This window comes from Luteibacter anthropi (genome assembly GCF_023699965.1).
Classification (GTDB): Bacteria; Pseudomonadota; Gammaproteobacteria; order Xanthomonadales; family Rhodanobacteraceae; genus Luteibacter; species Luteibacter anthropi.
The window spans coordinates 269,682-291,423 of the sequence record NZ_CP077072.1 but is presented as its reverse complement, the minus strand read 5'-3'; the positions used below and the strand labels follow the sequence as shown (position 1 = coordinate 291,423).

Annotated in this window: 14 protein-coding genes and 1 tRNA gene; 13 read left to right on the top strand and 2 right to left on the bottom strand. The window is 65.4% G+C overall.

All coding sequences use genetic code 11. The features are described 5' to 3' along the window. Positions 1-348: 348 nt before the first annotated feature. Positions 349-2,565 carry a TonB-dependent receptor gene (locus KR767_RS01310; RefSeq protein WP_250877867.1) on the bottom strand — a complete coding sequence of 739 codons (2,217 nt, stop codon included), beginning with the start codon at positions 2,563-2,565 and terminating at the stop codon, positions 349-351. A gap of 224 nt (positions 2,566-2,789) precedes the next feature. Here KR767_RS01310 and KR767_RS01305 point away from each other — a divergent pair, with 224 nt between their 5' ends. The 4 genes from KR767_RS01305 (at position 2,790) to recD (ending at position 12,162) form a co-directional block, all read left to right on the top strand. Beyond that, complete coding sequence (locus KR767_RS01305; protein WP_243853361.1) at positions 2,790-3,158, top strand: CopD family protein; 369 nt, start codon at positions 2,790-2,792, stop codon at positions 3,156-3,158. A 63-nt stretch (positions 3,159-3,221) separates the two neighbouring features. Then, complete coding sequence (gene recC / locus KR767_RS01300; protein WP_250877866.1) at positions 3,222-6,647, top strand: exodeoxyribonuclease V subunit gamma; 3,426 nt, start codon at positions 3,222-3,224, stop codon at positions 6,645-6,647. Further along, entirely contained in the window at positions 6,644-10,288 is a 3,645-nt protein-coding gene (gene recB, locus KR767_RS01295) for an exodeoxyribonuclease V subunit beta (RefSeq protein ID WP_250877865.1), read from the top strand. Before recC ends, recB begins: the two co-directional genes overlap by 4 nt. After that, on the top strand, positions 10,285-12,162 hold the full coding sequence (gene recD, locus KR767_RS01290; RefSeq protein ID WP_250877864.1) for an exodeoxyribonuclease V subunit alpha: 1,878 nt from the start codon (positions 10,285-10,287) through the stop codon (positions 12,160-12,162). The genes recB and recD overlap by 4 nt, the downstream gene beginning before the upstream one ends. 199 nt (positions 12,163-12,361) lie before the next feature. On the opposite strand, the gene KR767_RS01285 is transcribed toward recD, so the two are convergent. Next, positions 12,362-13,366 (bottom strand): NAD-dependent epimerase, encoded by a 1,005-nt coding sequence (locus tag KR767_RS01285; protein ID WP_250877863.1) that lies wholly within the window; start codon positions 13,364-13,366, stop codon positions 12,362-12,364. Positions 13,367-13,603: 237 nt separating this feature from the next. On the opposite strand from KR767_RS01285, the gene thrS reads away from it, so the two are divergent. From thrS to KR767_RS01240, 9 genes are all read left to right on the top strand, one after another. Further along, positions 13,604-15,505, top strand: coding sequence for a threonine--tRNA ligase (thrS, locus tag KR767_RS01280; protein ID WP_250877862.1), 1,902 nt, complete (start codon positions 13,604-13,606; stop codon positions 15,503-15,505). A gap of 45 nt (positions 15,506-15,550) precedes the next feature. Then, positions 15,551-16,078, top strand: a complete 528-nt coding sequence (gene infC, locus KR767_RS01275) for a translation initiation factor IF-3 (RefSeq protein ID WP_425602760.1) — start codon at positions 15,551-15,553, stop codon at positions 16,076-16,078. Positions 16,079-16,497: 419 nt separating this feature from the next. Beyond that, the gene (rpmI, locus tag KR767_RS01270) at positions 16,498-16,695 is read left to right on the top strand and encodes a 50S ribosomal protein L35 (protein WP_036114929.1); all 198 of its coding nucleotides are present in this window, start codon (positions 16,498-16,500) and stop codon (positions 16,693-16,695) included. Positions 16,696-16,710: 15 nt separating this feature from the next. Beyond that, on the top strand, positions 16,711-17,070 hold the full coding sequence (rplT, locus tag KR767_RS01265) for a 50S ribosomal protein L20 (protein WP_072322974.1): 360 nt from the start codon (positions 16,711-16,713) through the stop codon (positions 17,068-17,070). 111 nt (positions 17,071-17,181) lie between these two features. Next, positions 17,182-18,174, top strand: a complete 993-nt coding sequence (gene pheS / locus KR767_RS01260) for a phenylalanine--tRNA ligase subunit alpha (RefSeq protein ID WP_166952500.1) — start codon at positions 17,182-17,184, stop codon at positions 18,172-18,174. A 30-nt stretch (positions 18,175-18,204) separates the two neighbouring features. Further along, positions 18,205-20,586 (top strand): phenylalanine--tRNA ligase subunit beta, encoded by a 2,382-nt coding sequence (gene pheT, locus KR767_RS01255; RefSeq protein ID WP_250877861.1) that lies wholly within the window; start codon positions 18,205-18,207, stop codon positions 20,584-20,586. A gap of 1 nt (position 20,587) precedes the next feature. Continuing rightward, positions 20,588-20,887, top strand: coding sequence for an integration host factor subunit alpha (ihfA, locus tag KR767_RS01250; RefSeq protein ID WP_144909793.1), 300 nt, complete (start codon positions 20,588-20,590; stop codon positions 20,885-20,887). Continuing rightward, complete coding sequence (locus tag KR767_RS01245; protein WP_166952494.1) at positions 20,868-21,224, top strand: MerR family transcriptional regulator; 357 nt, start codon at positions 20,868-20,870, stop codon at positions 21,222-21,224. The genes ihfA and KR767_RS01245 overlap by 20 nt, the downstream gene beginning before the upstream one ends. A gap of 46 nt (positions 21,225-21,270) precedes the next feature. Beyond that, positions 21,271-21,347: transfer RNA gene (locus KR767_RS01240), tRNA-Pro, on the top strand. Positions 21,348-21,742 lie beyond the last annotated feature (395 nt).

Below are 21,742 nucleotides of genomic sequence, written 5' to 3'. Positions count from 1 at the left end.
GCGGTGGCGTTCTGGGTGTTGTCGCGGTGGAAGGTTCAGGGTGTCATCCGGTGGATGCATCGATGAAACGCGGCGTTGCTGCTTCTCCGAATCGCCGATGCGATCGGCTTCCACCCCTTTGGTAGTGACGTTGTAGGAGCGTGCTTGCGCGCGACTGGTGATATCGAAACGATGATGATGTTCGCGATGACCGGTCGCGCGCAGGCGCGCTCCTACAACACGCCACGTTCCAGCGCCGGGCGCGAGGCCGAAAGGCGAGCCCACCCTACGAAGCCAAGCGCAACAAACCGCGCCCCCGAAGTGCAAGCGGGAGAGCGAAAAAGCCGCTCCCCCCCCCCGCATCACCCATCAAAGATCGAACATCGCCGACACCATCACCGTGCGCGGCATGCCCTGCGTCAGGTAGCCGCCGGTGGCGGATGCCCAGTAACCCTTGTTGGTCAGGTTCTCGACGCTCACGTTGAACGTGACCGGCTTGCCTTCCAGCGTCGGCGTGATGCGAGCGCCGATGTCGTAGGTGGTCCACGCCGGAACACGCAGTGCATTGGCCGCGTCGAGATACTGCTTGCCCGTACGCACCGCACGCGCACTGAAGGTGAGATCCGGTGTGTTCGGAATGGTCCACTCCACGCCAGCGTTGGCCTGGAAGCGCGGTACGCCGATGGCGTCGTGGCCGTTGTTGAGGTCGCCCTGCGTCTTCATCAGTTCCGGCTGCACGTAGTTGGCACCACCCAGGATGCGCAGGCCCTTCACCGGTTCGCCGAAGAAGCTCCATTCGACGCCACGGTTACGCTGCTCGCCATCCACCACATAGGTGTTGCTCGCATCGACATAGGCGCTCGGCTGCTTGATCTGGTACAGGCCGAGGCTGCTGCCGATGTTGCCTGCATCCCACTTCACGCCGACTTCGTTCTGCTTGGCCTTGTACGGGGCGAACACCTGGCCGCTGTTGGTGACCGGCTTGCCGTTGAAATTGACCGGCGCCTGGCCGCCCTGCGTAAGCGCTTCGATGTGGTTGGCGTAGATCGCCCACTGGTCGCTGAGGCGGAAATTGACGCCGACGACCGGGCTCGTGGAGTACTGCTCGTACTCCGAATTCTTCGCACCGCTCACGCCGTTGACGGCGTAGGCGTAACCGACCACGTGCAGCTTTTGGCGACGCGCACCCACGGTAACCTGGAGGCGATCGTCGAGAAAGCCGAGCGTATCGGACAGCACGAGGCTGCGCAGCTGCGTGCGACCGGTATAACCCGGGCTGCTGATCGGGCCAACGTTATAAGAGTAGTTCGGCAATGCGACCTGCACGGGGTCGTAGATGTTGGTGGTAAACGAGCTGGAGCCCGCGTAGGCAGCCTTCTTGTTCGTGCTGAGCGCCGAGAAACCAAGGGTAACGCGGTGGGTCACATCGCCGGTGTTGAAGTTGGCATTGAAGCCCGCTTCACCCGTGCCGGTGTCGGCAATGTAAGGCACGGTGAAACGGCCTTCGGTCGCATCGCCGACGTTGTTCTTCAGCGTGGGGCTTACGTAATCGCCGAACTCGTTTCCGTGATGCGCACCGGCAGCGACGTAACCTGCAAGCCACGGCGTGAAGTCGTATTCGGCACGGACAACGCCGAAGGTGTCTTCCAGCGATGAGCCGGACCACGCCTGCGAGTAGTTGGTCTTGGCCGACGGCGCACGCGGCACGCTGGTGGCGCTGCCGATGAAGACGACCGAACGGCCACCGTCGATCACCTGCTTCTGGTAGCCGACATCGGTGGTGATGCGCAGGCGCTCGCCCTGGTAGTCGAACGCCACCGAAGCCGCGGTGACACGACGCTTCTCGCCATCGATGGCGGTGCCGCCTTCGCGGTGCACGGCATTCACGCGCAGGCCGAATTCATTATTGGCGCCGAAGCGACGGCCGATGTCTACCGTTTCGCCGATCTGGCTGTCGCTGCCGTAATCGACACCGACGCGGGTGATGGGGTCTTTTTCAGCACGCTTGGGCGCGATGTTGATGGCGCCGCCGATGCCTGAGCCGCCGACGCTCATGCCGTTGAGGAAGGCGTTGGAACCCTTGAACACTTCCACGCGGCTGATCAGTTCGGGGGCGAGCAGCTGGCGCGGCAGCAGGCCGTAGAGACCGTCGAAGCCAATGTCGTCACTGTCCAACTGGAAGCCGCGGATGGTGAACACCTGCGAGTAGTTGCCATAGCCGAAGCCGGTGCGCACGGCAGGGTCGTTGTCCACGACATCACCCAGGGTGCGCGCCTGCTGAGCCCGGATCAGCGTATCCGTATAGCTGGTCATGCTGAAGGGCACGTTGATCGTGTCCTGGTTGCCCAGCACGCCGAAACGACCGCCCCTGGCGACCTGGCCGCCAGCGTAGGCGGCGGTGGGCGGGGCGACGTTGGCCTGCACCTGCACACCCGACAGGGTGGTGGAGTTCTCGTTGGCCTTCCGCTGGCTGTCGGGGACGTCGGCATCCGCGGCATGGGCGGCGGTGGCGAGGATGAGGGTGCTCGCGAGGGCGAGACGGACCGAAGCCGCAAGGCGGGCGGGGGAGAAGCGGGGGCGGGACATGGTGGATCCTGGGCTGGCGAGAACGAAAGAAATAACGAATGTTAATAAGAATGATTTGCATTATATAGAAGAGCCGGGGCCCGGGATACGTGCCGCCCCCGGGGCGCTGTGCCGCACCGGGTTGGCCGTGCCAGCGGCTACACTGGCGACCTTTCACGAGGGAGCGCCAGACGGTGGCCTATTTGCTGACCAAGTCCCTGCATATCCTGTTCGTCATCGCCTGGATGGCGACGGTGTTCTACCTGCCGCGCATCCTGGTCAACGTGGTCGAGGCGGGCGACGAGCCGGCCGTGAGAGCCCGGCTGGAGCTGATGGCGCGTCGTCTCTACAAGTTCGGCCACAGCATGTTCGGCATGGCCTTCCTGTTCGGCCTGGTGCTCTGGCTCTATTTCGGCATCACGGGCGGCTGGCTGCATGCCAAGCTGACCCTGGTGGCCGTGATGCTGGCCTATTTCATCTGGAACGGGCGCCTGCTCAAGCGCAGCATGGCCGGTGGCGCGCTGCCCAGCGGCAAGACGCTGCGCATCTTCAACGAGCTGCCCGTGCTGGTCCTGCTGGCGATCATCTTCCTTGTCGTGGCCAAGCCGTTCTGAGGTCTCACGGCTTGAGACGCACAGGGGCCAGGATGGGCGCCGGACCTGCCGTGGGGCATCTTTTTGACTGAGCGCAACGACATCGCGCCGGGCCTGATGGTCCTGCACGGCAATCGCCTGGAAGAACTACGTGACGTGCTGGCGGCGTGGCTGCGTCGTGCGCCCCTGGGGCCGCTGGAAGACGAGCACGTGCTGGTGCAGTCCAACGGCATCGCCCAGTGGTTCCGACTGGCTCTGGCGCGTGGCGTGAACGAAGGCGGCCTGGGTATCGCGGCCGCCGTGGATGTGCAGTTGCCCGGTCGTTTCCTGTGGCAGGCCTATCGCGCCGTGCTCGGCATCGAGGCCGTGCCCAAGGAATCGCCCTTCGACAAGTCGCGGCTGGTCTGGCGACTGATGCGGTTGCTGCCGTCGCTGGCTCGCGAGCCGGTGTTCGAGCCGCTGGCCGCCTTCCTGGGCGACGGCGAGGATGCCCGTAAGTGTCATCAGCTTGCCGAGCGCCTGGCTGATCTCTACGACCAATATCAGGTCTATCGCGCCGACTGGCTCGAAGACTGGGCGGCCGGGCAGGACATCCTGCGCGACGCGCGCGGTGGCGCGCCCGCCATGATCGAGGCCGATCGCTGGCAGGCCGCCTTGTGGCGACGCCTGCTCGACGACGTGGGCCCGCAGGAGGCCGATGGTCATCGCGCGGCCGTGCATGCGCGATTCCTGCGTGCCGTCGCCGGGGCGACGACGCGACCTGCCGCGTTGCCACGCCGCATCGTCGTGTTCGGCATGTCGTCATTGCCACGGCAGACACTGGAGGCGTTGTCCGCACTGGGACGCTGGTCGCAGGTGGTGCTGGTGGTGATGAATCCATGCCGGCATTACTGGGCGGATATCGTCGACGATCGCGAACTGTTGCGTGCGGAGCGTCGCCGCCAGACGGCGAAGCCGGGCATGCCGCTATCGCTGTCCGACGAAGACATGCACCTGTTTGCCCAGCCGCTGCTGGCGGCCTGGGGCAAGCAGGGGCGCGACTACATCCGCCTGCTTGACGAGTTCGATCACCCGGAGTCGTACCGCGAGCGCTTCACCGCCTGGGACCAACGTATCGACCTGTTCGCCGAACCGGCAAACACGCATCTGCTGGGCCAGGTGCAGGCGGCCATCCTCGATCTGGAACCGCCACCTGCCGAACCCGTCATGCTGGCGTCCGGTGATCATTCCATCGCGTTCCACGTGGCCCATGGGCCACAGCGCGAGGTGGAGATCCTGCACGATCAGTTGCTCGCGCGCTTCGAAGCGTCGACGCTGGCGGGCGACCCCATCCGTCCGCGCGATGTCATCGTGATGGTGCCGGACATCGAGACCTACGGCCCGCACATCGATGCCGTGTTCGGCCGCGTGCCGCGCGACGATCCGCGTTTCATTCCCTACAGCGTGGCCGACCGCGCCTCGCGCGGCAGCGTGCCGCTGGTGGTGGCGCTGGACATGCTGCTGGCGATGACCGAATCGCGCTTCGGCGCGGGCGAGCTGGCCGACCTGCTCGACATACCCGCCGTGCGCCAGCGCTTCGGGCTAAGCGACGACGACCTGCCGTTGCTGCATCGCTGGGTCGAAGGCGCCGGCATCCGCTGGGGCCTGGACGCCGAGCAGCGTGCCTCCCTCGATCTGCCGGCATTGACGCAGAACACCTGGGCCTTCGGCCTGCGCCGCATGTTGCTCGGCTATGCCGTGGGCGATGGAGAGGCCTGGGGCGACATCGAGCCCTATGGAGAGGTCGGTGGCCTCGATGCGCACCTCGTCGGCCCCCTGGCTGATCTTCTCGACCGCCTGGGCGAGCACTGGCGGGCGATGAGCGAGCGCGTTGCGCCTGCCGCTTGGGCCGAGCGCCTGCGGCATCTGCTGCGCGATTTCGTCGATCCCGCGGACGCCGACGACCGCATGAGTCTCGAACGCCTGCACGACGCCCTCGATGCATGGGAGACCGCCTGCGCGGAAGCCAGCTTCGCCGAGCCCTTGCCTGTCGATGTCGTACGCGAGGCATGGCTGGGTGGCCTGGACGATGGCGGCCTTTCCAAGCGCTTTCTTGCTGGCGCAGTGAGCTTCGGCACCCTGATGCCGATGCGTGCCATTCCGTTTCGCATCGTCTGCCTGCTGGGCATGAACGACGGCGACTATCCGCGTGCGCGGCCTCCGATGGATTTCGACCTCATGTCGCGGGCGGGCGCATGGCGCCCTGGCGACCGTTCGCGTCGCGAGGACGATCGCTATCTCTTCCTCGAAGCCCTGCTGTCGGCGCGCGACGCCCTGCATATCGGCTGGGTGGGACGCAGCGTGCGCGATAACAGCGAACGCGCGCCTTCCGTGCTTGTGGGACAGCTGCGCGACTATCTCGCGGCCGGCTGGCGTGCCGGTGACGGCAGTGGCTCGCTTGCCGCGCTCACCGTGGAGCACCCGCTGCAACCGTTTGGTCGCGACTATTTCCAGGCAGGCGATCCACGCCTGTTCACCTATGCCAACGAATGGCGCGAAGTCCATGCGATGCGCGACAAGCGCGAAGACGTGACGCTGGCCGCCCCGGTCGTTGAGCGTCCGCTCACGCTGGCCACGCTGCGGCGTTTCTTGCGCCATCCCGTGCGTGAATTCTTCCAGGGCCGGCTCGGCGTGCGCTTCGAGGCACCTGACGTGGCCAGCGACGAGCTGGAACCCTTCAGCCTCGATGGCCTCGACCGCTACGCGATGACCGACACCCTCCTGCGTGCCGCCCTGCGCGACGAGGGCGGCAACGCTGCCATCGATCTCGCCGCTGCGCGCCTGCAACGCAGTGGCGTGCTGCCCATGGGTGGTTTCGCTGGGCCCTTGCGTCGCGATCTCGTCGAAGCGGCGCAAGCCGTGCACGGCCGTTATCTCACGGAGCGTCGCGCGTGGCCGCATGACGCCGGCAAGCGCGAGGTGCGCATCGATATCGAGGGCCTGTCCATCGAGGACTGGCTGGCCGACCTGCGCATGGATGCTGACGGACGCCTGGCCTGGTTGCTGCCCTCGCCATCCGGCGTGCTCGACGCCGATGGCGCGCCAAAGCTGCATCGTCTGGTGATGCCCTGGGCCGACCATCTGGTAGCGCAGGCCGCAGGACTTGCCCTGGAAAGCCGCTATATCGGGCCCGACGCCACCCTCGTGATGGCGCCGCTGGACACCGACGACGCCCGCCGCATGCTCGCCTCCTTGTTGCGCAGCTGGCGCGAGGGCATGACCCGTCCGCTTCCCATGGCTGCTCGCACGGCGCTGGCGTGGCTGACGGCCGATACGGCAGAGAACGCCCCGGGCAAGGCGCGCACGGCCTACGAAGGCGCGCAGGATCGCACGCACGGCGAGGTCGATGGCGATCCTTACCTGACACGCGCGTGGCCGTCGTTCAACACCCTGATGGACGGCGGATTCCCCGACTGGCTCGGTCCTTACCGTGATTTTCTCGGGGTTCTGCGGGTGGAGGGCAGCGCATGAGTTCCGCACAGCCCTTGCGTCCGCTGGCCATGCCGCTCGACGGCATGCGTCTGATCGAGGCCAGTGCAGGTACCGGCAAGACCTGGACCATCGCGGCCCTCTACGTGCGTGCCGTGCTGGGGCATGGCACGGGGCAGCCGCTGCTGCCGCCGCAGATCCTCGTGGTGACCTTCACCGAGGCCGCCACGCAGGAACTGCGCGAGCGTATCCGCGCGCGGCTGGTGGATGCAGCCCGGGCGTTCCGGGCCGGAACAGCCAGTGAAGCCTTCCTGGCGGACCTGCTGGCGGACCTGCCCGCGGACACCTGGCCTTCCTGTGCGCGCCGTCTGGAACTGGCTGCGCAATGGATGGACGAGGCGGCCATCTTCACCATCCATGGCTGGAGCCAGCGCATGCTGACCCAGCATGCATTCGGCAGCGGTCATGCCTTTGCGCAGACGCTGGAACCGGACGAAACCGAACTCCTGGCCGAGTGCGTGCGCGACTACTGGCGCAAGGCTTTTTATCCTCTGGACGAAGCCCAGCTGGCCCCCGTGCTGGAAGAATGGCGCACGCCGGATGCGCTGATGCGCGACCTGAAGCCCTTGCTGTTCGGCGGCGAAGCCGTGCTGCGCGTCGATGGCGAGGTGCTGCGGGAAGACGTCGCCGCCAACGAGGTGCTGGCCGAGCGTCGCCGCTGGGACGAAGAAGATCGCGGGCGCCTGGACGACGCGGCCGCCACGTGGCGTCACGCCGCCGATGACCTCGACGCCATGTTGCTGGCTGCCGTGCGCGACAAGGTGCTGCACAACGGCTGGTATCGCCCGGAGCGTATGCCGTCGGACATGATGGCGATGCGTCGCTGGGCGACGAGCGGCGATGCATTGGGGTTCGACATCGCGCGTTATTCGACATCGCGCCTGGGCAAGGCCACCGGCAAGGGCAAGAGCTCTCCAGAGCATCCCGCCTTCGGCGCGCTGGAACACTGGAACGAATGGCAGGCTGGCAAGGTGGTGGTACGTCACGCGATCCTCGCCGAAGCGATGTCGTGGGTGCGCCAGCGCTTCGTCATGCAGAAGCGACGTCGTGCGCAGATCGGCTTCGACGACCTGTTGTTGCGTCTGGATGCCGCGCTGGCAGGGCCGTCGGGCGGTGATCTGGCAGCCACCATCCGGCAGCAGTTTCCGCTGGCCCTGATCGACGAATTCCAGGACACCGATCCGTTGCAGTACCGCATCTTCCGCGCCGTGTATGCGCAGGCGGAAGGCACGGGGCTGCTACTCATCGGCGATCCGAAACAGGCCATCTACGCGTTTCGCGGCGCGGATATCCACACGTATCTCACGGCGCGCGCGGAAGCGATGGCGCCGCATTACAGCCTCGACACCAATCACCGATCCAGCGTGGGCATGGTGGAGGCCGTGAACCGGCTTTTCGTGCGGGCCGAATCGCATGCGACCGGTGCCTTCCACTTTGCGGATCGCGGGCTGCCCTTCGAGCCGGTCAGGGCGCGGGGCAGGGACGAGCGTTTCGTGCGCGATGGCGAGCCGCAGCCGGCCCTGCGACTATGGCTGCTCGACGACGAGACGCCGGTCGGTGTGCGCATGTACCGTCAGCAGATGGCGGAGGCATGCGCCAGCGAGATCGTGCGCCTGCTGGATGCGGCGGCGCACGGCCGTTGCGGTTTCGAGACGGCCGACGGCCGGCATGTTTCGCTGGCACCGGCAGATATCGCCATCCTCGTGCGCAGCCACAACGAAGCGGCCGAGATGCGTGCTGCCTTGTCGGCGCGCCGCGTGCGTAGCGTATTCCTTTCCGATCGCGACTCGGTGCTGGACAGCGTCGAGGCCAGCGACCTGCTGTTCTGGCTGCGCGCCGTCGCCGAGCCCACCTCCGATGGCGCGATGCGCGCCGCACTGGCGACGCGTACACTCGACCTGGGCTACGCGGAACTGGAAAAGCTCAATCTCGACGAGCGTCACTGGGAGCATCGCGGACAGCAGTTGTTCGCCCTGCGCGAGGTCTGGCGCAAGGCCGGCGTGCTGGCCATGCTGCACCGAATGCTGCACGAGTTCGACCTGCCGGGGCGTCTGCTTTCGTTGCCCGGCGGCGAGCGCAGCCTTACCAACCTGCTGCATCTGGCCGAGTTGTTGCAGCACGCCGCGTCCACCATCGAAGGGGAGCAGGCGCTGATCCGCCACCTGGCCGAGCGCATTGCGGATCGTGCCGGGCACACGGGCGACGAGCAGATCGTTCGCCTGGAGAGCGACGATGACCTGGTGAAGGTGGTCACCATCCACAAGTCGAAAGGCCTGGAATACCCGCTGGTGTTCCTGCCCTTCGTCTGTGGGCAGGGCGGTCTGCGTGCCGGGCAGGGCTATCGTTACCACGACGGCGAGTCGGCGCAGATCGAGCTGCTTTCGGCCAGCGCCAGCGGCAGCGATGCCGTGCGCGAAGCCAAGGAGGCCGCCGAGCGTGCTTCGTTGCAGGAAGACCTGCGCCTGCTGTACGTGGCGCTGACGCGTGCGCGTCATGCCTGCTGGCTGGGCGTGGCGCCGGTCTGCTACAACGCGGCGAAGAAACCCCAGGTGCATCGCTCCGCGTTCGGCCACCTCCTGCGTGGCGGTGCGGAGATCGACAATGGCGTGCTTGCCAACCTGCTCCAGGAACTGAAAGGCGGCGTGGCGTCGATCGTCGTGGAATACGTGCCCGAGCCGGATGATGCCGTCTACGTGCCACCGGTGCATGAGGTACGTTCCCTGCCCGCACGCGAGCCGAAGATTGCCCGCGCCGAGCCATGGTGGATTGCCAGCTACAGCGCCTTGCGTCACGACGACAAGAGCGCGGCGCCCGAGACCGCCATCGACGACGTCATCGTGGAATACCGCGAGGAACGCCCGGTCGTGCCCATCGTGGCTGGCAGCATTCATGATTTTCACCGCGGCGCGGATGCCGGCACCTTCCTGCACGACCTGCTGGAATGGATGGCGGATGAGGGCTTCGCGGCCATGGCGCACGACAGGCCGCGCCTGCGCGATACCGTGGCGCGCCGTTGCGAACGGCATGGCTGGACGGCCTGGATCGACCCGCTGACAGACTGGCTGCTGGGCTTGCTGCAGGTGCCACTGGCGCTTCCGTCAGGAGGCGCGATGACGCTGGCATCCTTCGATGATCCGTCGCGGTATCGCGCGGAGCTTGAGTTCCTGTTTGAAGCCCGTGGCGTCGACACGCTGGCGCTGGACCGCATCGTACGCGAGCACACGCTGGATGGCGCACGCCGTGTGCCGCTGGCCGCCGAAAAGGTCAATGGCATGCTCAAGGGCTTCATCGATCTCATCGTGGAACACGAAGGACGCTGGTACGTGGTCGATTACAAGTCGAACTGGCTGGGCAACGATGCCGGCGCCTACGGCGCGGCGGCCATGCGCCATTCGATCCTGGAAGCACGCTACGAATTGCAGTACGCGCTATACCTCCTGGCCCTGCATCGCCTGCTGCGCTCGCGCCTTGGCGATGCCTACGATTACGACACCCATATCGGTGGCGCGGTATATCTCTACCTGCGTGGCGTGGATGGCGAGGGGCATGGCATTCATGCCGAGCGGCCGCCCCTGGCGATGATCGAGGCCATGGATGCCCTGTTCGAAGGTCGCACGCCATGACGGTCGATATCCTGCCCTGGCTGGATCTTGAGGTCATCGAGCAGCGGCTTCGTCCGCTGGATCGCGCCTTCGCACGTTTCCTCGCAACGCTGGATGCCAGTGCCGATGCCCGCGTACTCGCGGCAGCGGCCATGACCAGCAAGGAGCTGGGCGACGGCCATATCTGTGTCGATGTGAACGAACTGGCGGAGCGTGCGCCATGGTTGCACGATGTCGCCGATGAGCTGCGGGAGTCACCGTTGGTTGCCACCACGTACGAAGACAACGCATCGCCGCTGGTACTGGATGGCGACCTGCTCTACCTGCGCCGCTTCTGGCGATATGAGGTGGGGGTGGCCGGTGCCATTCGTTCCCGGCTGGCGCACGAGGGTACGCCGGAAGGGCTTGCTTCCGAGCTGGCGCGTCTGTTCCCACCGGACGATATGTCCCCGGACTGGCAGAAGATCGCCTGCGCCATCGCGGCGCGCGGTGCGTTCGCCGTCATCACCGGTGGTCCGGGCACGGGCAAGACAACCACGGTGGTCCGCCTGCTCGGCCTGTTACAGACATTGGCGGTCCGGCGCGGCGAGCCGCGCCTGCGCATCCGTCTTGCGGCACCCACGGGCAAGGCCGCAGCGCGCTTGAATGCCTCGATTGCAGGACAGATCGAGCGCCTGAACGTCGATGCACAGGTGAAGCAGGCGATTCCCGCCGAGGTCACCACGCTGCACCGACTGCTTGGCAGCCGGCCGGATAGCAGGGCTTTCCGCCACGATCGCGACAACCCGCTGCACCTCGACGTGCTGGTCATCGACGAAGCCTCGATGATCGACCTGGAAATGATGGCCGCCACGCTCGATGCGTTGCCACCGGATGCGCGGCTGGTGCTGCTGGGCGACAAGGACCAGCTGTCGTCGGTGGAAGCCGGCGCGGTACTGGGCGATCTCTGTGCGCGGGCGGAAGCGGGGCATTACGACGCCGATACGGTGCAATGGCTGGCCGAGGTCTGTGACGTGGATATGGCGGCGTGGCGTGATCCGGAGGAAGCGAGGGCGCTCGACCAACGCGTGGTGATGCTGCGCCGTAGTCGCCGGTTTGGTGAGCACAGTGGCATCGGTGCGCTGGCGAATGCCATCCGCCAGGGTGATACGCAGGCGGCGGGGCAGACCCTCAAGGCGTCTTCCGGCGATATCGCTCTCCAGGCACCCACGGCCGATGGCATCGCCACGCTGGCGATCGAGGGACGCGCAGGCACGCCGGGCTATCGGGCGTATCTCGACTGGATCGAACGGGAAAGACCGCAGCCCGATGCGCCGTTCGATGCCTTCGAAGCCTGGGGCGGCGGAGCCCTGCAGGCCTATGCGCGCTTCCAGCTGCTGTGCGCCTCGCGGCATGGCGACACCGGTGTGCCGGCGCAGAATGAACGCATCGCCCAGGGGCTGGCGGCGCGCGGGTTGATCGACATCGAGCGCGACTGGTACGAAGGCCGCCCGGTGATGGTGACCCGCAACGACTACGCCATCGGCCTCATGAACGGTGATGTGGGCATCACCCTGTGGATTCCGGACGGGCAGGGCGGCATGGCCTTGCGGGTGGTGTTCGCCGTGCTGGACGAGCACGGCAAGGAACGCGTGCGCTTCGTCGTGCCCAGTCGCCTCGCGGCGGTGGAGACGGTGTACGCGATGACGGTGCACAAGTCGCAAGGTTCGGAGTTCGAGCACACGGCGCTGGCCTTGCCGACGGAGCCTTCGGCCGTGCTCACGCGCGAATTGCTTTACACCGGCGTGACGCGAGCGAAAACCCATTTCACCCTGCTGGCCACGCCGGACATCATGGCCTACGCCATCGCCCGCCAGACCCGACGCGCCTCCGGCCTGCTCCCCCGCCTTTTGTAGGAGCGCGCCTGCGCGCGACAACCCGACGAAGCGGTGCGGTCGTGATCGCATCAAGGCACACCGCTTCTCGTAGGAGCGCGCCTTGCGCGCGACAAACCAATGAAACGTTGAGGCTGTGATCAGGTTACGGGTCGTTGCTCAACGGTTGTGACGGTTTCAACGAATGGTTTCGCTGTGCCGGTCGCGCGCAGGCGCGCTCCTACAGGTAGAAGCTTTTGTACCAGGCGGCGAACTTGCGCAGGCCTTCGTCGATCGACGTCGACGGGGCGTAGCCCACGTCGCGGCGCAGGGCTGACACATCGGCCCAGGTATCCGGCACGTCGCCCGGCTGCATCGGCAGCAGGCGCTTTTCCACCGTGCGGCCCAGGTGCTTTTCCAGCAGGCCGATGAAGTCCATCAACTGCACCGGCTCGTCGTTGCCGATGTTGTAGACGCGATAAGGCGCGGCAGAACTGCCCGGGTTCGGCGCCACCGGGTCATAGGACGGATCGGGCTGCGCCGGATGATCCAGCGTGCGGATCACGCCCTCGACGATGTCGTCGATATAGGTGAAATCACGGCTGTGGTTGCCGTGGTTGAACACGTCGATCGGTTCGCCTCGCACGATGCGGTTGGCGAACAGGATCGGCGACATGTCCGGGCGACCCCAGGGGCCATACACGGTGAAAAAGCGCAGCCCCGTGGTCGGCAGGCCGAACAGGTGGCTATAGGTATGCGCCATCAGCTCGTTGGACTTCTTCGTGGCCGCATACAGGCTCACGGGATGGTCGACGGCATCCTCCACCGCAAAAGGCATCTTGCGATTGGCTCCATACACCGAGCTGGACGAGGCATAGACCAGATGCCCCACCTCATGCCGGCGGCAGGCCTCCAGCACGTTCACGAAGCCCACCAGGTTGCTCTGCACATAGGTATGCGGATGGGTGAGCGAATAGCGCACACCGGCCTGGGCGGCGAGGTTCACCACGCGCTCGGGCTGGAAATCCGCAAAGGCCTTGTCCACCGCCGCCTGCTCGGCGAGGTCGGCGCGCAGGTGCGTGTAGTTCGGGTGGTTCGCGAACCGGGCCAGACGCGCTTCCTTCAGGGCCGGGTCGTAGTAGTCGTTGTGGTTGTCGAAACCGAGCACGGTGTCGCCACGCGCGAGCAGGCGCTCGGTGAGGGCGGAGCCGACGAAGCCGGCACTGCCGGTGACCAGGATGCGCATGGGGATGACCTGCCTGTGGAGCGGATCACCATTGTAACGGAGCGCCCGGATTGACATGGAGGCAGCCCTGCACTAGCTTTTTACAGGTATCTACGAGACGAGAGGTGGCCCGCGGCAACGCCGGCCGAGTGTGCGACATGAGCACTACCCGCTTTCCAACCTGATTCCCCCGCCACGTCTTCGTCTTCATCCGAAGGGCGCCTGGCGCCCTTTTTGTTTGTCCGGAAAACGCTTCCCATGATCCAGATCACGCTCCCCGACGGCAGCCAGCGTCCCTTCGACCACCCCGTGTCCGTGCAGGACGTGGCCGCCTCCATCGGCGCCGGTCTTGCCAAGGCCACCCTGGCCGGTAAGGTCGACGGCAAGCTGGTGGATGCCAGCTACACGATCGACCGCGACGCCGCGCTCGAAATCGTCACCGAGAAGAGCCCCGACGCCCTCGAGATCCTCCGCCACTCCACGGCCCACCTGCTGGGCCAGGCCGTGCAGCGCCTGTTCCCCGGCGCGCAGGTCACGATCGGTCCGGTGATCGACAACGGGTTCTATTACGACTTCGCCTACGAGCGTCCCTTCACGCCGGAAGATCTCGACGCCATCCAGGCCGAGATGGAAAAGATCGTCAAGGAGAACATCCCCGTCACGCGTTCGGTGAAGGACCGCGACGAGGCCGTGACCTTCTTCCGTGGCATGGGCGAGGAATACAAGGCGCAGATCATCGAGAGCATCCCTGCCGGCGAAGAGCTGTCGCTCTATACGCAGGGCGAGTTCACCGACCTGTGCCGCGGCCCGCATGTGCCCAACACGGGCAAGCTGCGCGCGTTCAAGCTGATGAAGGTGGCCGGCGCCTACTGGCGTGGCGACTCCAACAACGCGATGCTCAGCCGCATCTACGGCACTGCCTGGCTCAACGACAAGGATCTCAAGGCCTACCTGCACCAGCTGGAAGAAGCCGAGAAGCGCGACCATCGCCGCATCGCCAAGCAGCTCGACCTGTTCCACCTGCAGGAAGAAGCCCCGGGCATGGTGTTCTGGCACCCGAAGGGCTGGGCCATCTGGCAGGTGGTCGAGCAGTACGTGCGCGGCGTCTACCGCAACAGCGGCTACCAGGAAGTGCGCGGGCCGCAGATCATGGACGTGAGCCTGTGGAAGAAGTCCGGCCACTGGGACAACTACCAGGAGAACATGTTCTTCACGGAGTCGGAGAAGCGCACCTATGCGCTGAAGCCGATGAACTGCCCGGGTCACATCCAGATCTTCAACGCCAACCTGCACAGCTACCGCGACCTGCCGATCCGCTACGGCGAGTTCGGCGGCTGCCATCGCAACGAGCCCTCGGGCGCGCTGCACGGCATCATGCGCGTGCGCGCCTTCACGCAGGACGACGGCCACATCTTCTGCACCCCGGCACAGATCGAGGATGAGGTGGCGGCCTTCCATCGCCAGGCGATGGCCGTGTACCAGGATTTCGGCTTCGAGGACATCGCGATGAAGATCGCGTTGCGCCCGGAAAAGCGCATCGGTGCCGAGGAAGTCTGGGACAGGGCGGAGGATGCCCTGCGCAAGGCGCTGTCCGTGGCTGACGTGGAATGGGAAGAACTCCCGGGCGAGGGCGCGTTCTACGGTCCCAAGATCGAATACCATATGAAGGATTCGATCGGCCGTACCTGGCAGGTCGGCACGATGCAGGTCGACTTCATGATGCCCGAGCGCCTCGGCGCCGAGTACGTGGACGAAAACAGCCAGCGTCAGCACCCTGTCATGCTCCACCGGGCCATCGTGGGCTCCATGGAGCGTTTCATCGGTATCCTGATCGAGCACCACGCAGGCTTGCTTCCGCCCTGGCTTGCCCCCATTCAGGCAGCGGTGTTCAGCATCACCGACGCCCAGGCCGATTATGTGCGTGAAGTCACGCAAGCCCTTGTGGGACAAGGCTTCAGGGTGGCGGCCGATTTGCGCAACGAAAAAGTCGGATATAAAATCCGCGAGCACACGCTGCAGAAGGTGCCTTATCTCATCGTAGTCGGCGACCGCGAGAAGGAAACGGGCACCGTGTCAGTACGTACGCGCGGTGGTGAGGATCTGGGCAGCATGCCGCTGGCCGACTTCGCCAAGAAACTGGAGGCTGAGACCCGCCGCTAGGCTGCGGGCTCGCCGTTAGGGTTAAATCTTCTGGAGGATAGCGGTATCGCTACGACCGATAACAAGGGCAATCGCAAGAACAACGAGATCAAGGTGCCGCGCGTGCGCGTGCTCGGTGCCGAGGGCGAGCAGCTGGGTATCATGGATACCCGTGATGCCATCCGCCTGGCCGGAGAGGACGGCCTCGATCTCGTCGAAATCCAGCCGAACGGCGACCCGCCGGTCTGCAAGATCATGGATTTCGGCAAGTTCAAGTTCGAAGCCCAGAAGAAAGCCCAGGCCGCCAAGAAGAAGCAGAAGCAGGTCGAAATCAAGGAAGTGAAGTTCCGTCCGGTCACGGACGAGGGCGACTACCAGATCAAGCTTCGCAAGATGCGCGAGTTCCTTGAGGAAGGCGACAAGGTCAAGGTCACCATCCGCTTCCGCGGCCGTGAAATGTCCCATCAGGACCTCGGCCAGAACCTGGCTCGCCGGGTTCAGACCGACATCGGCGAAGACGGTGTGGTGGAGTCCTTCCCCCGCCTCGAAGGCCGCCAGATGGTCATGATGATCGGTCCGAAAAAGAAGATCTGATCACTCGGAACGGCGCCTCAGGGCGCCGTTCTCATATCTGGCTGAGACAGCGCGACTACCCGTCGTTCCTGCGCACGCAGGAACCCAGTGCGATGCAATGGGTTATCGCCAGGGCTCCCCCTACATAAAAGCCGATGCAACGCCTTGGCCATGCTGGCAAACCGGGGCGCTGGGTTCCTGTTTTCACAGGAACGACGAGCCGGGGCTAACGGGCCATGAGGGTAATATCACGCACCGTGATACGAAAATCACAGGTTGTGATGTCACGCATCACAAAGCGTGATAAACCCACGAATTTCGTGTATCCTCGCCGGCTCGGTCCGAATGGATGGGCCGATCACCGTACCCGGCAGGATGGAAAGCGCAGGCCCCAGGGCCCGCCGCCGGATCAGTCAGCAACCGAAATACGGAGCATTCCCATGCCCAAGATCAAGACCAACCGGGCGGCCGCGAAGCGTTTTCGCAAGACCGCGTCGGGCAAGTTCAAGGCAGGCCATGCGTTCAAGTCGCACATCCTGACCAAGAAGTCCACCAAGCGTAAGCGCGGCCTGCGCGCTCCCAACCACGTCAAGGCGTGCGACACCAAGGGTGTAGCTCGCATGTTGCCGTATCTCTAAGGGAGGCTAAGAAAAATGGCTCGTGTTAAGCGTGGTGTTACCGCTCGTCGTCGTCACAAGAAAATCATCGGCCGTGCCAAGGGCTACTACAACGCCCGTCGCAAGGTTTTCCGCGTAGCTAACCAGGCTGTCATCAAGGCCGGTCAGTACGCCTACATCGGCCGCAAGCAGCGCAAGCGCCAGTTCCGCGCGCTGTGGATCGTCCGTATCAACGCCGCCGCTCGCCAGTTCGGCCTGTCGTACAGCCGTCTCATCAACGGTCTGGCCAAGGCCAACATCTCGGTCGACCGCAAGGTTCTCGCGGACCTTGCCGTGCACGACATCAAGGCGTTTGGCGCGATCGCAGAGAAGGCCAAGGCCAGTCTGGCTGCGTAATCCGCTTTACCACGTGCGGTAACTTATATCGCGCGATGATGGATGACGTGGGGAGAAGGCCTTGCCTTCTCCCCACACTTTTTTGTGTGCCCGAAAAATCAGGGAAAACCGATGGAATCGATCGAGCATATCGACGCCTCCCTCCGCGACATCGAATCGGCGGCTTCGCTTGAGGCGCTGGACACGTTGCGTGTCGCCCTCCTGGGCAAGAACGGCGCGGTCACCGCCGCCCTGAAGGCCCTGGGCCAGCTATCCGGCGACGAGCGCAAGGCGCGCGGCGCGGAAGTGAACCGGGCCAAGGAGCGCCTCACCGACGCCATCGCCGTGCGCAAGCAGGCACTGGAGCAGGCCGAGCTGGATCGTCGCCTCGCCTCCGAACGCATCGATGTCACCCTGCCGGGTCGCGCCGGCGATTTCGGTGGCATCCACCCGATCACCCGCGCCCTCGAACGCATCGCCGACATCTTCGGTCGCCTGGGTTACCAGCGCGCCGACGGTCCCGAGATCGAGGACGACTGGCACAACTTCGAAGCGCTCAACTTCCCGCCGCACCATCCGGCGCGCGCGATGCACGACACCTTCTACTTCGGTGACGGCCGCCTGCTGCGCACGCATACCTCGCCGGTGCAGATCCGTTCGATGCAGGGGCGCCAGCCGCCGATCCGCATCATCGCGCCGGGCAAGGTCTATCGCAGCGATTCGGACCAGACCCACTCGCCGATGTTCCACCAGATCGAAGGCCTGCTGGTGGACGAGACCTCCAGCTTCGCCGACCTGAAGGGCACCCTGGCCGAGTTCATTCGCGCGTTCTTCGAGCGCGATTTCGAAATGCGCTTCCGTCCGAGTTACTTCCCCTTCACCGAGCCCTCGGCCGAAGTGGACATCCGCTGGGATGCCGAAGACGGTTCCACGCGCTGGCTCGAAGTGCTCGGCTGCGGCATGGTGCATCCCACCGTGCTGAAGAACTGCGGCATCGATCCGGAGCGCTACACCGGCTTCGCCTTCGGCCTGGGCGTGGAGCGCTTCGCCATGCTGCGTTATGGCGTGGGCGACCTGCGCGCGTTCTTCGAGAACGACCTGCGCTTCCTGCGCCAGTTCGCCTGATCCGCCATTCCTGTTTAGCGAGTCGCTCCCATGAAATTCTCCGAAAACTGGTTGCGTGAACTGGTGACCGTCGACGCGGACCGCGCCGCGCTGGTGCACGCGCTGACCATGGCCGGCCTCGAAGTCGAAGAGGTCACCACGCTGGGCGAAGGTCTCGACGGCGTGGTCGTCGCCGAGATCATCGAAGCCACCAAACATCCCGAAGCCGACCGTCTTCAGGTCTGCAAGGTCGATGCAGGGCAGGGCGAACCCTTGCAGATCGTCTGCGGTGCGCCCAATGCGCGCGTAGGCATCCGCGTGCCGCTCGCCACCGTGGGTGCCAGCCTGCCGGGTGGCATCCAGATCAAGGCCGCCAAGCTGCGCGGCGTCGAATCGTTCGGCATGCTGTGCTCCGCCAAGGAGCTGGACATCGACGCCGATGCCTCCGGCCTGCTCGAACTGCCGGCCGATGCACCGGTCGGCACGCCACTGGCCGCCTACCTCGGCCTGCCCGATGCCAGCATCGAACTGAAGATCACCCCGAACCGCCCCGACGTGCTCGGCCTCAACGGCCTGGCCCACGACGTGGCCGCGCTGTTCGGCAGCCATGTGAAGTCGATCGGCGTGGGCGACGCGCCCGTGACCTCCGCCGCCACCCGTGCGGTGAAGCTGGACGCTGGCGCCGACGCTCCGCGCTATCTCGGTCGCGTCATCGAGGGCATCGACGCCAGCACGAAGTCGCCGCTGTGGCTGGCCGAACGCCTGCGTCGCTCGGGCATCCGCCCGATCAGTGCCATCGTCGACGTCACCCAGTACGTAATGTTTGAACTGGGCCACCCGCTGCACGCCTTCGACAACGACACGCTCTCCGGCACCGTCGTTGCCCGTCATGCGGCCGAGGGTGAAACCCTGAAGCTGCTCGACGGCAGCGAGGCGAAGCTCGATCCGTCCTTCGTGGTCATTGCCGACGATGCGAAGGCGCTGGCCGTAGCCGGCGTGATGGGCGGGTTCGATTCGCGCGTCACCGACGACACCCGCAACATCTTCCTGGAGGCCGCGCACTTCGCGCCGTCCGCCATCATGGGTCGCGCCCGCAAGCTTGGCCTGCACACCGACGCCTCGCATCGTTTCGAGCGTGGCGTCGATCCCGCGCTGCCGAGGCGTGCGCTGGAGCGGGCCACCGAACTGCTGCTGGCCATCGCCGGCGGCAAGGCCGGTCCGATCAGCTCAGCCGAGCGTCCGGAAGACCTGCGCGAACACGCTCCGGTGCTGCTGCGTCATGCGCGCCTGCGTCGCGTGCTGGGCATCGATGTGGCCGCCGCCGAAGTCACCCGCATCTTCACCGCGCTCGGCATGGGTGTGGTGGAGGTGGCCGATGGCTGGCAGGTCACCCCGCCCAGCAGCCGTTTCGACATCGAGCGCGAGGAAGACCTCATCGAAGAGGTCGCCCGCATCCATGGCTATGAGCGGATTCCCACGACCACCCCGGCAGGCAAGATCGCCCTCATGCCGGAGGCCGAGACCCGTCTTTCCGAGATGCAGCTGCGCGATCAGCTCGCCGCCCGAGGCTATTACGAGGCGGTCACTCTCTCCTTCGTCAGCGCCGAACTGCTGAAGACCTGGGGCGTGGACCATGCCTGGGTACCGCTGGCCAATCCGCTGTCGGCCGATCTGGCCGTGATGCGCACCTCGCTGCTGCCGGGCCTGATCGAGGCTCTGCGCTACAACCGTGCCCGCCAGCAGGAACGCGTGCGCCTGTTTGAAGTGGCGCGTAGTTTCCATGCCACAGGCGGCGCGCCGGACGAGATCGGCCGCGTGGCCGTGGTCGCCTCGGGTGCGGCCCGGGCAGAGCAGTGGGGCGAAGCCACGCGCACCGTGGACTTCTTCGACCTCAAGGGCGACCTGGATGCACTGATCGCACGCACCGGTGAGCCGGAGCGCTGGTCGACCGATACGAATGATCTGCCGTCGTGGCTGCATCCGGGCCGTGGTGCCCGCGTGTTGCGTGATGGCCACCCGGCCGGCTTCATCGGCGCGTTGCATCCCGCGCTGGCGAAGGCACTCGACCTGGGCACCGACGTCCACGTGCTGGAAGTGGCACTGGAGCCGATCCTGGCCCGTCGCCTGCCGCGGGCGTCGCGGGTGACCCGTTTCCCCGCCGTTCGCCGCGATATCGCCATGGAACTGCCGGAAGAGGTGACCTGGGCCAGCGTCGAGGGCGCCGTCCGTGGCGTGCTCGGCGACGTCCTCAAGGAGATCCGCCTGTTCGACCGCTATGCGGGCAAGGGGATCGACGAGGGGCGAAAGAGTCTCGCTATGGGCTTGATTTTACAGGACGCTTCACGCACCCTTACCGACGACGATGCCGACGCTCGCGTGGCAGAAGCGGTGGGGGTATTGGAGAAGACATGCAAGGCAAGAATGCGAGGATGAGATGGCGCTGACCAAGGCGGAAATGGCCGAGCGGCTTTTCCTCGACGTGGGCCTCAACAAGCGCGAGGCCAAGGAATTCGTGGACGCGTATTTCGAGGTCGTGCGTGAGGCGCTCGAGAAGGGCGAGCAGGTAAAGCTGTCGGGCTTCGGCAACTTCGACCTGCGCCAGAAGAATCAGCGGCCCGGTCGCAATCCGAAGACCGGCGAGGAAATACCCATTTCGGCCCGGCGGGTGGTCACCTTCCGTCCCGGCCAGAAACTCAAGGTAAGAGTCGAGGGCTATGCTGGATCCAGGGAATAACACCGAGCTTCCGGCCATACCGGCGAAGCGCTACTTCACCATTGGTGAGGTGAGCGAGCTTTGCGGCGTCAAGCCGCACGTGCTTCGTTACTGGGAGCAGGAGTTTCCCGCGTTGAAGCCCGTCAAGCGCCGCGGCAACCGCCGCTATTACCAGCGCCATGATGTGCTCATGATCCGCCAGATCCGCTCGTTGCTGTATGACGAGGGCTTCACCATCACGGGCGCCCGCGCCCGCCTCGAGGGCCCCCAGGCCCGCGTGGAGGCCACCATGTCGCATCAGATCGTGCGTCAGGTTCGCCTGGAGCTGGAAGAAGTTCTCACTCTGCTTCGTCGCTGACCTGCTTCCGCAGGCGGCGTCGAAGCTGCTACAATCGTTAGCTCGTCGGGGTGTAGCGCAGCCTGGTAGCGCACTACGCTGGGGGTGTAGTGGTCGCGAGTTCGAATCTCGCCACCCCGACCATTATTCAAAACAAAAGGCGTCCCGTTGGGGCGCCTTTTGCTTTTGAGGTATCGCCCGTCCCGGTCGCGCGCAGGCGCGCTCCTACAAGGGCTGGGTTGCGTTCGGATCAGCCAAACGCCCCTGTAGGAGCGCGCCTTGCGCGCGACAGATTCGTTAGCGGGCGGCTCACGGCTTTGAACGGTCGCGCGCAGGCGCGCTCCTACAAGGGCTGGGTTGCGTTCGGATCAGCCGAATACCTCTGTAGGAGCGCGCCTTGCGCGCGACAGATTCGTTAGCGGGAGGCTCACGGCTTTGAACGGTCGCGCGCAGGCGCGCTCCTACAAGGGCTGGGTTGCGTTCGGATCAGCCGAATACCCCTGTAGGAGCGCGCCTTGCGTGCGACCGGTTTTCGCGAC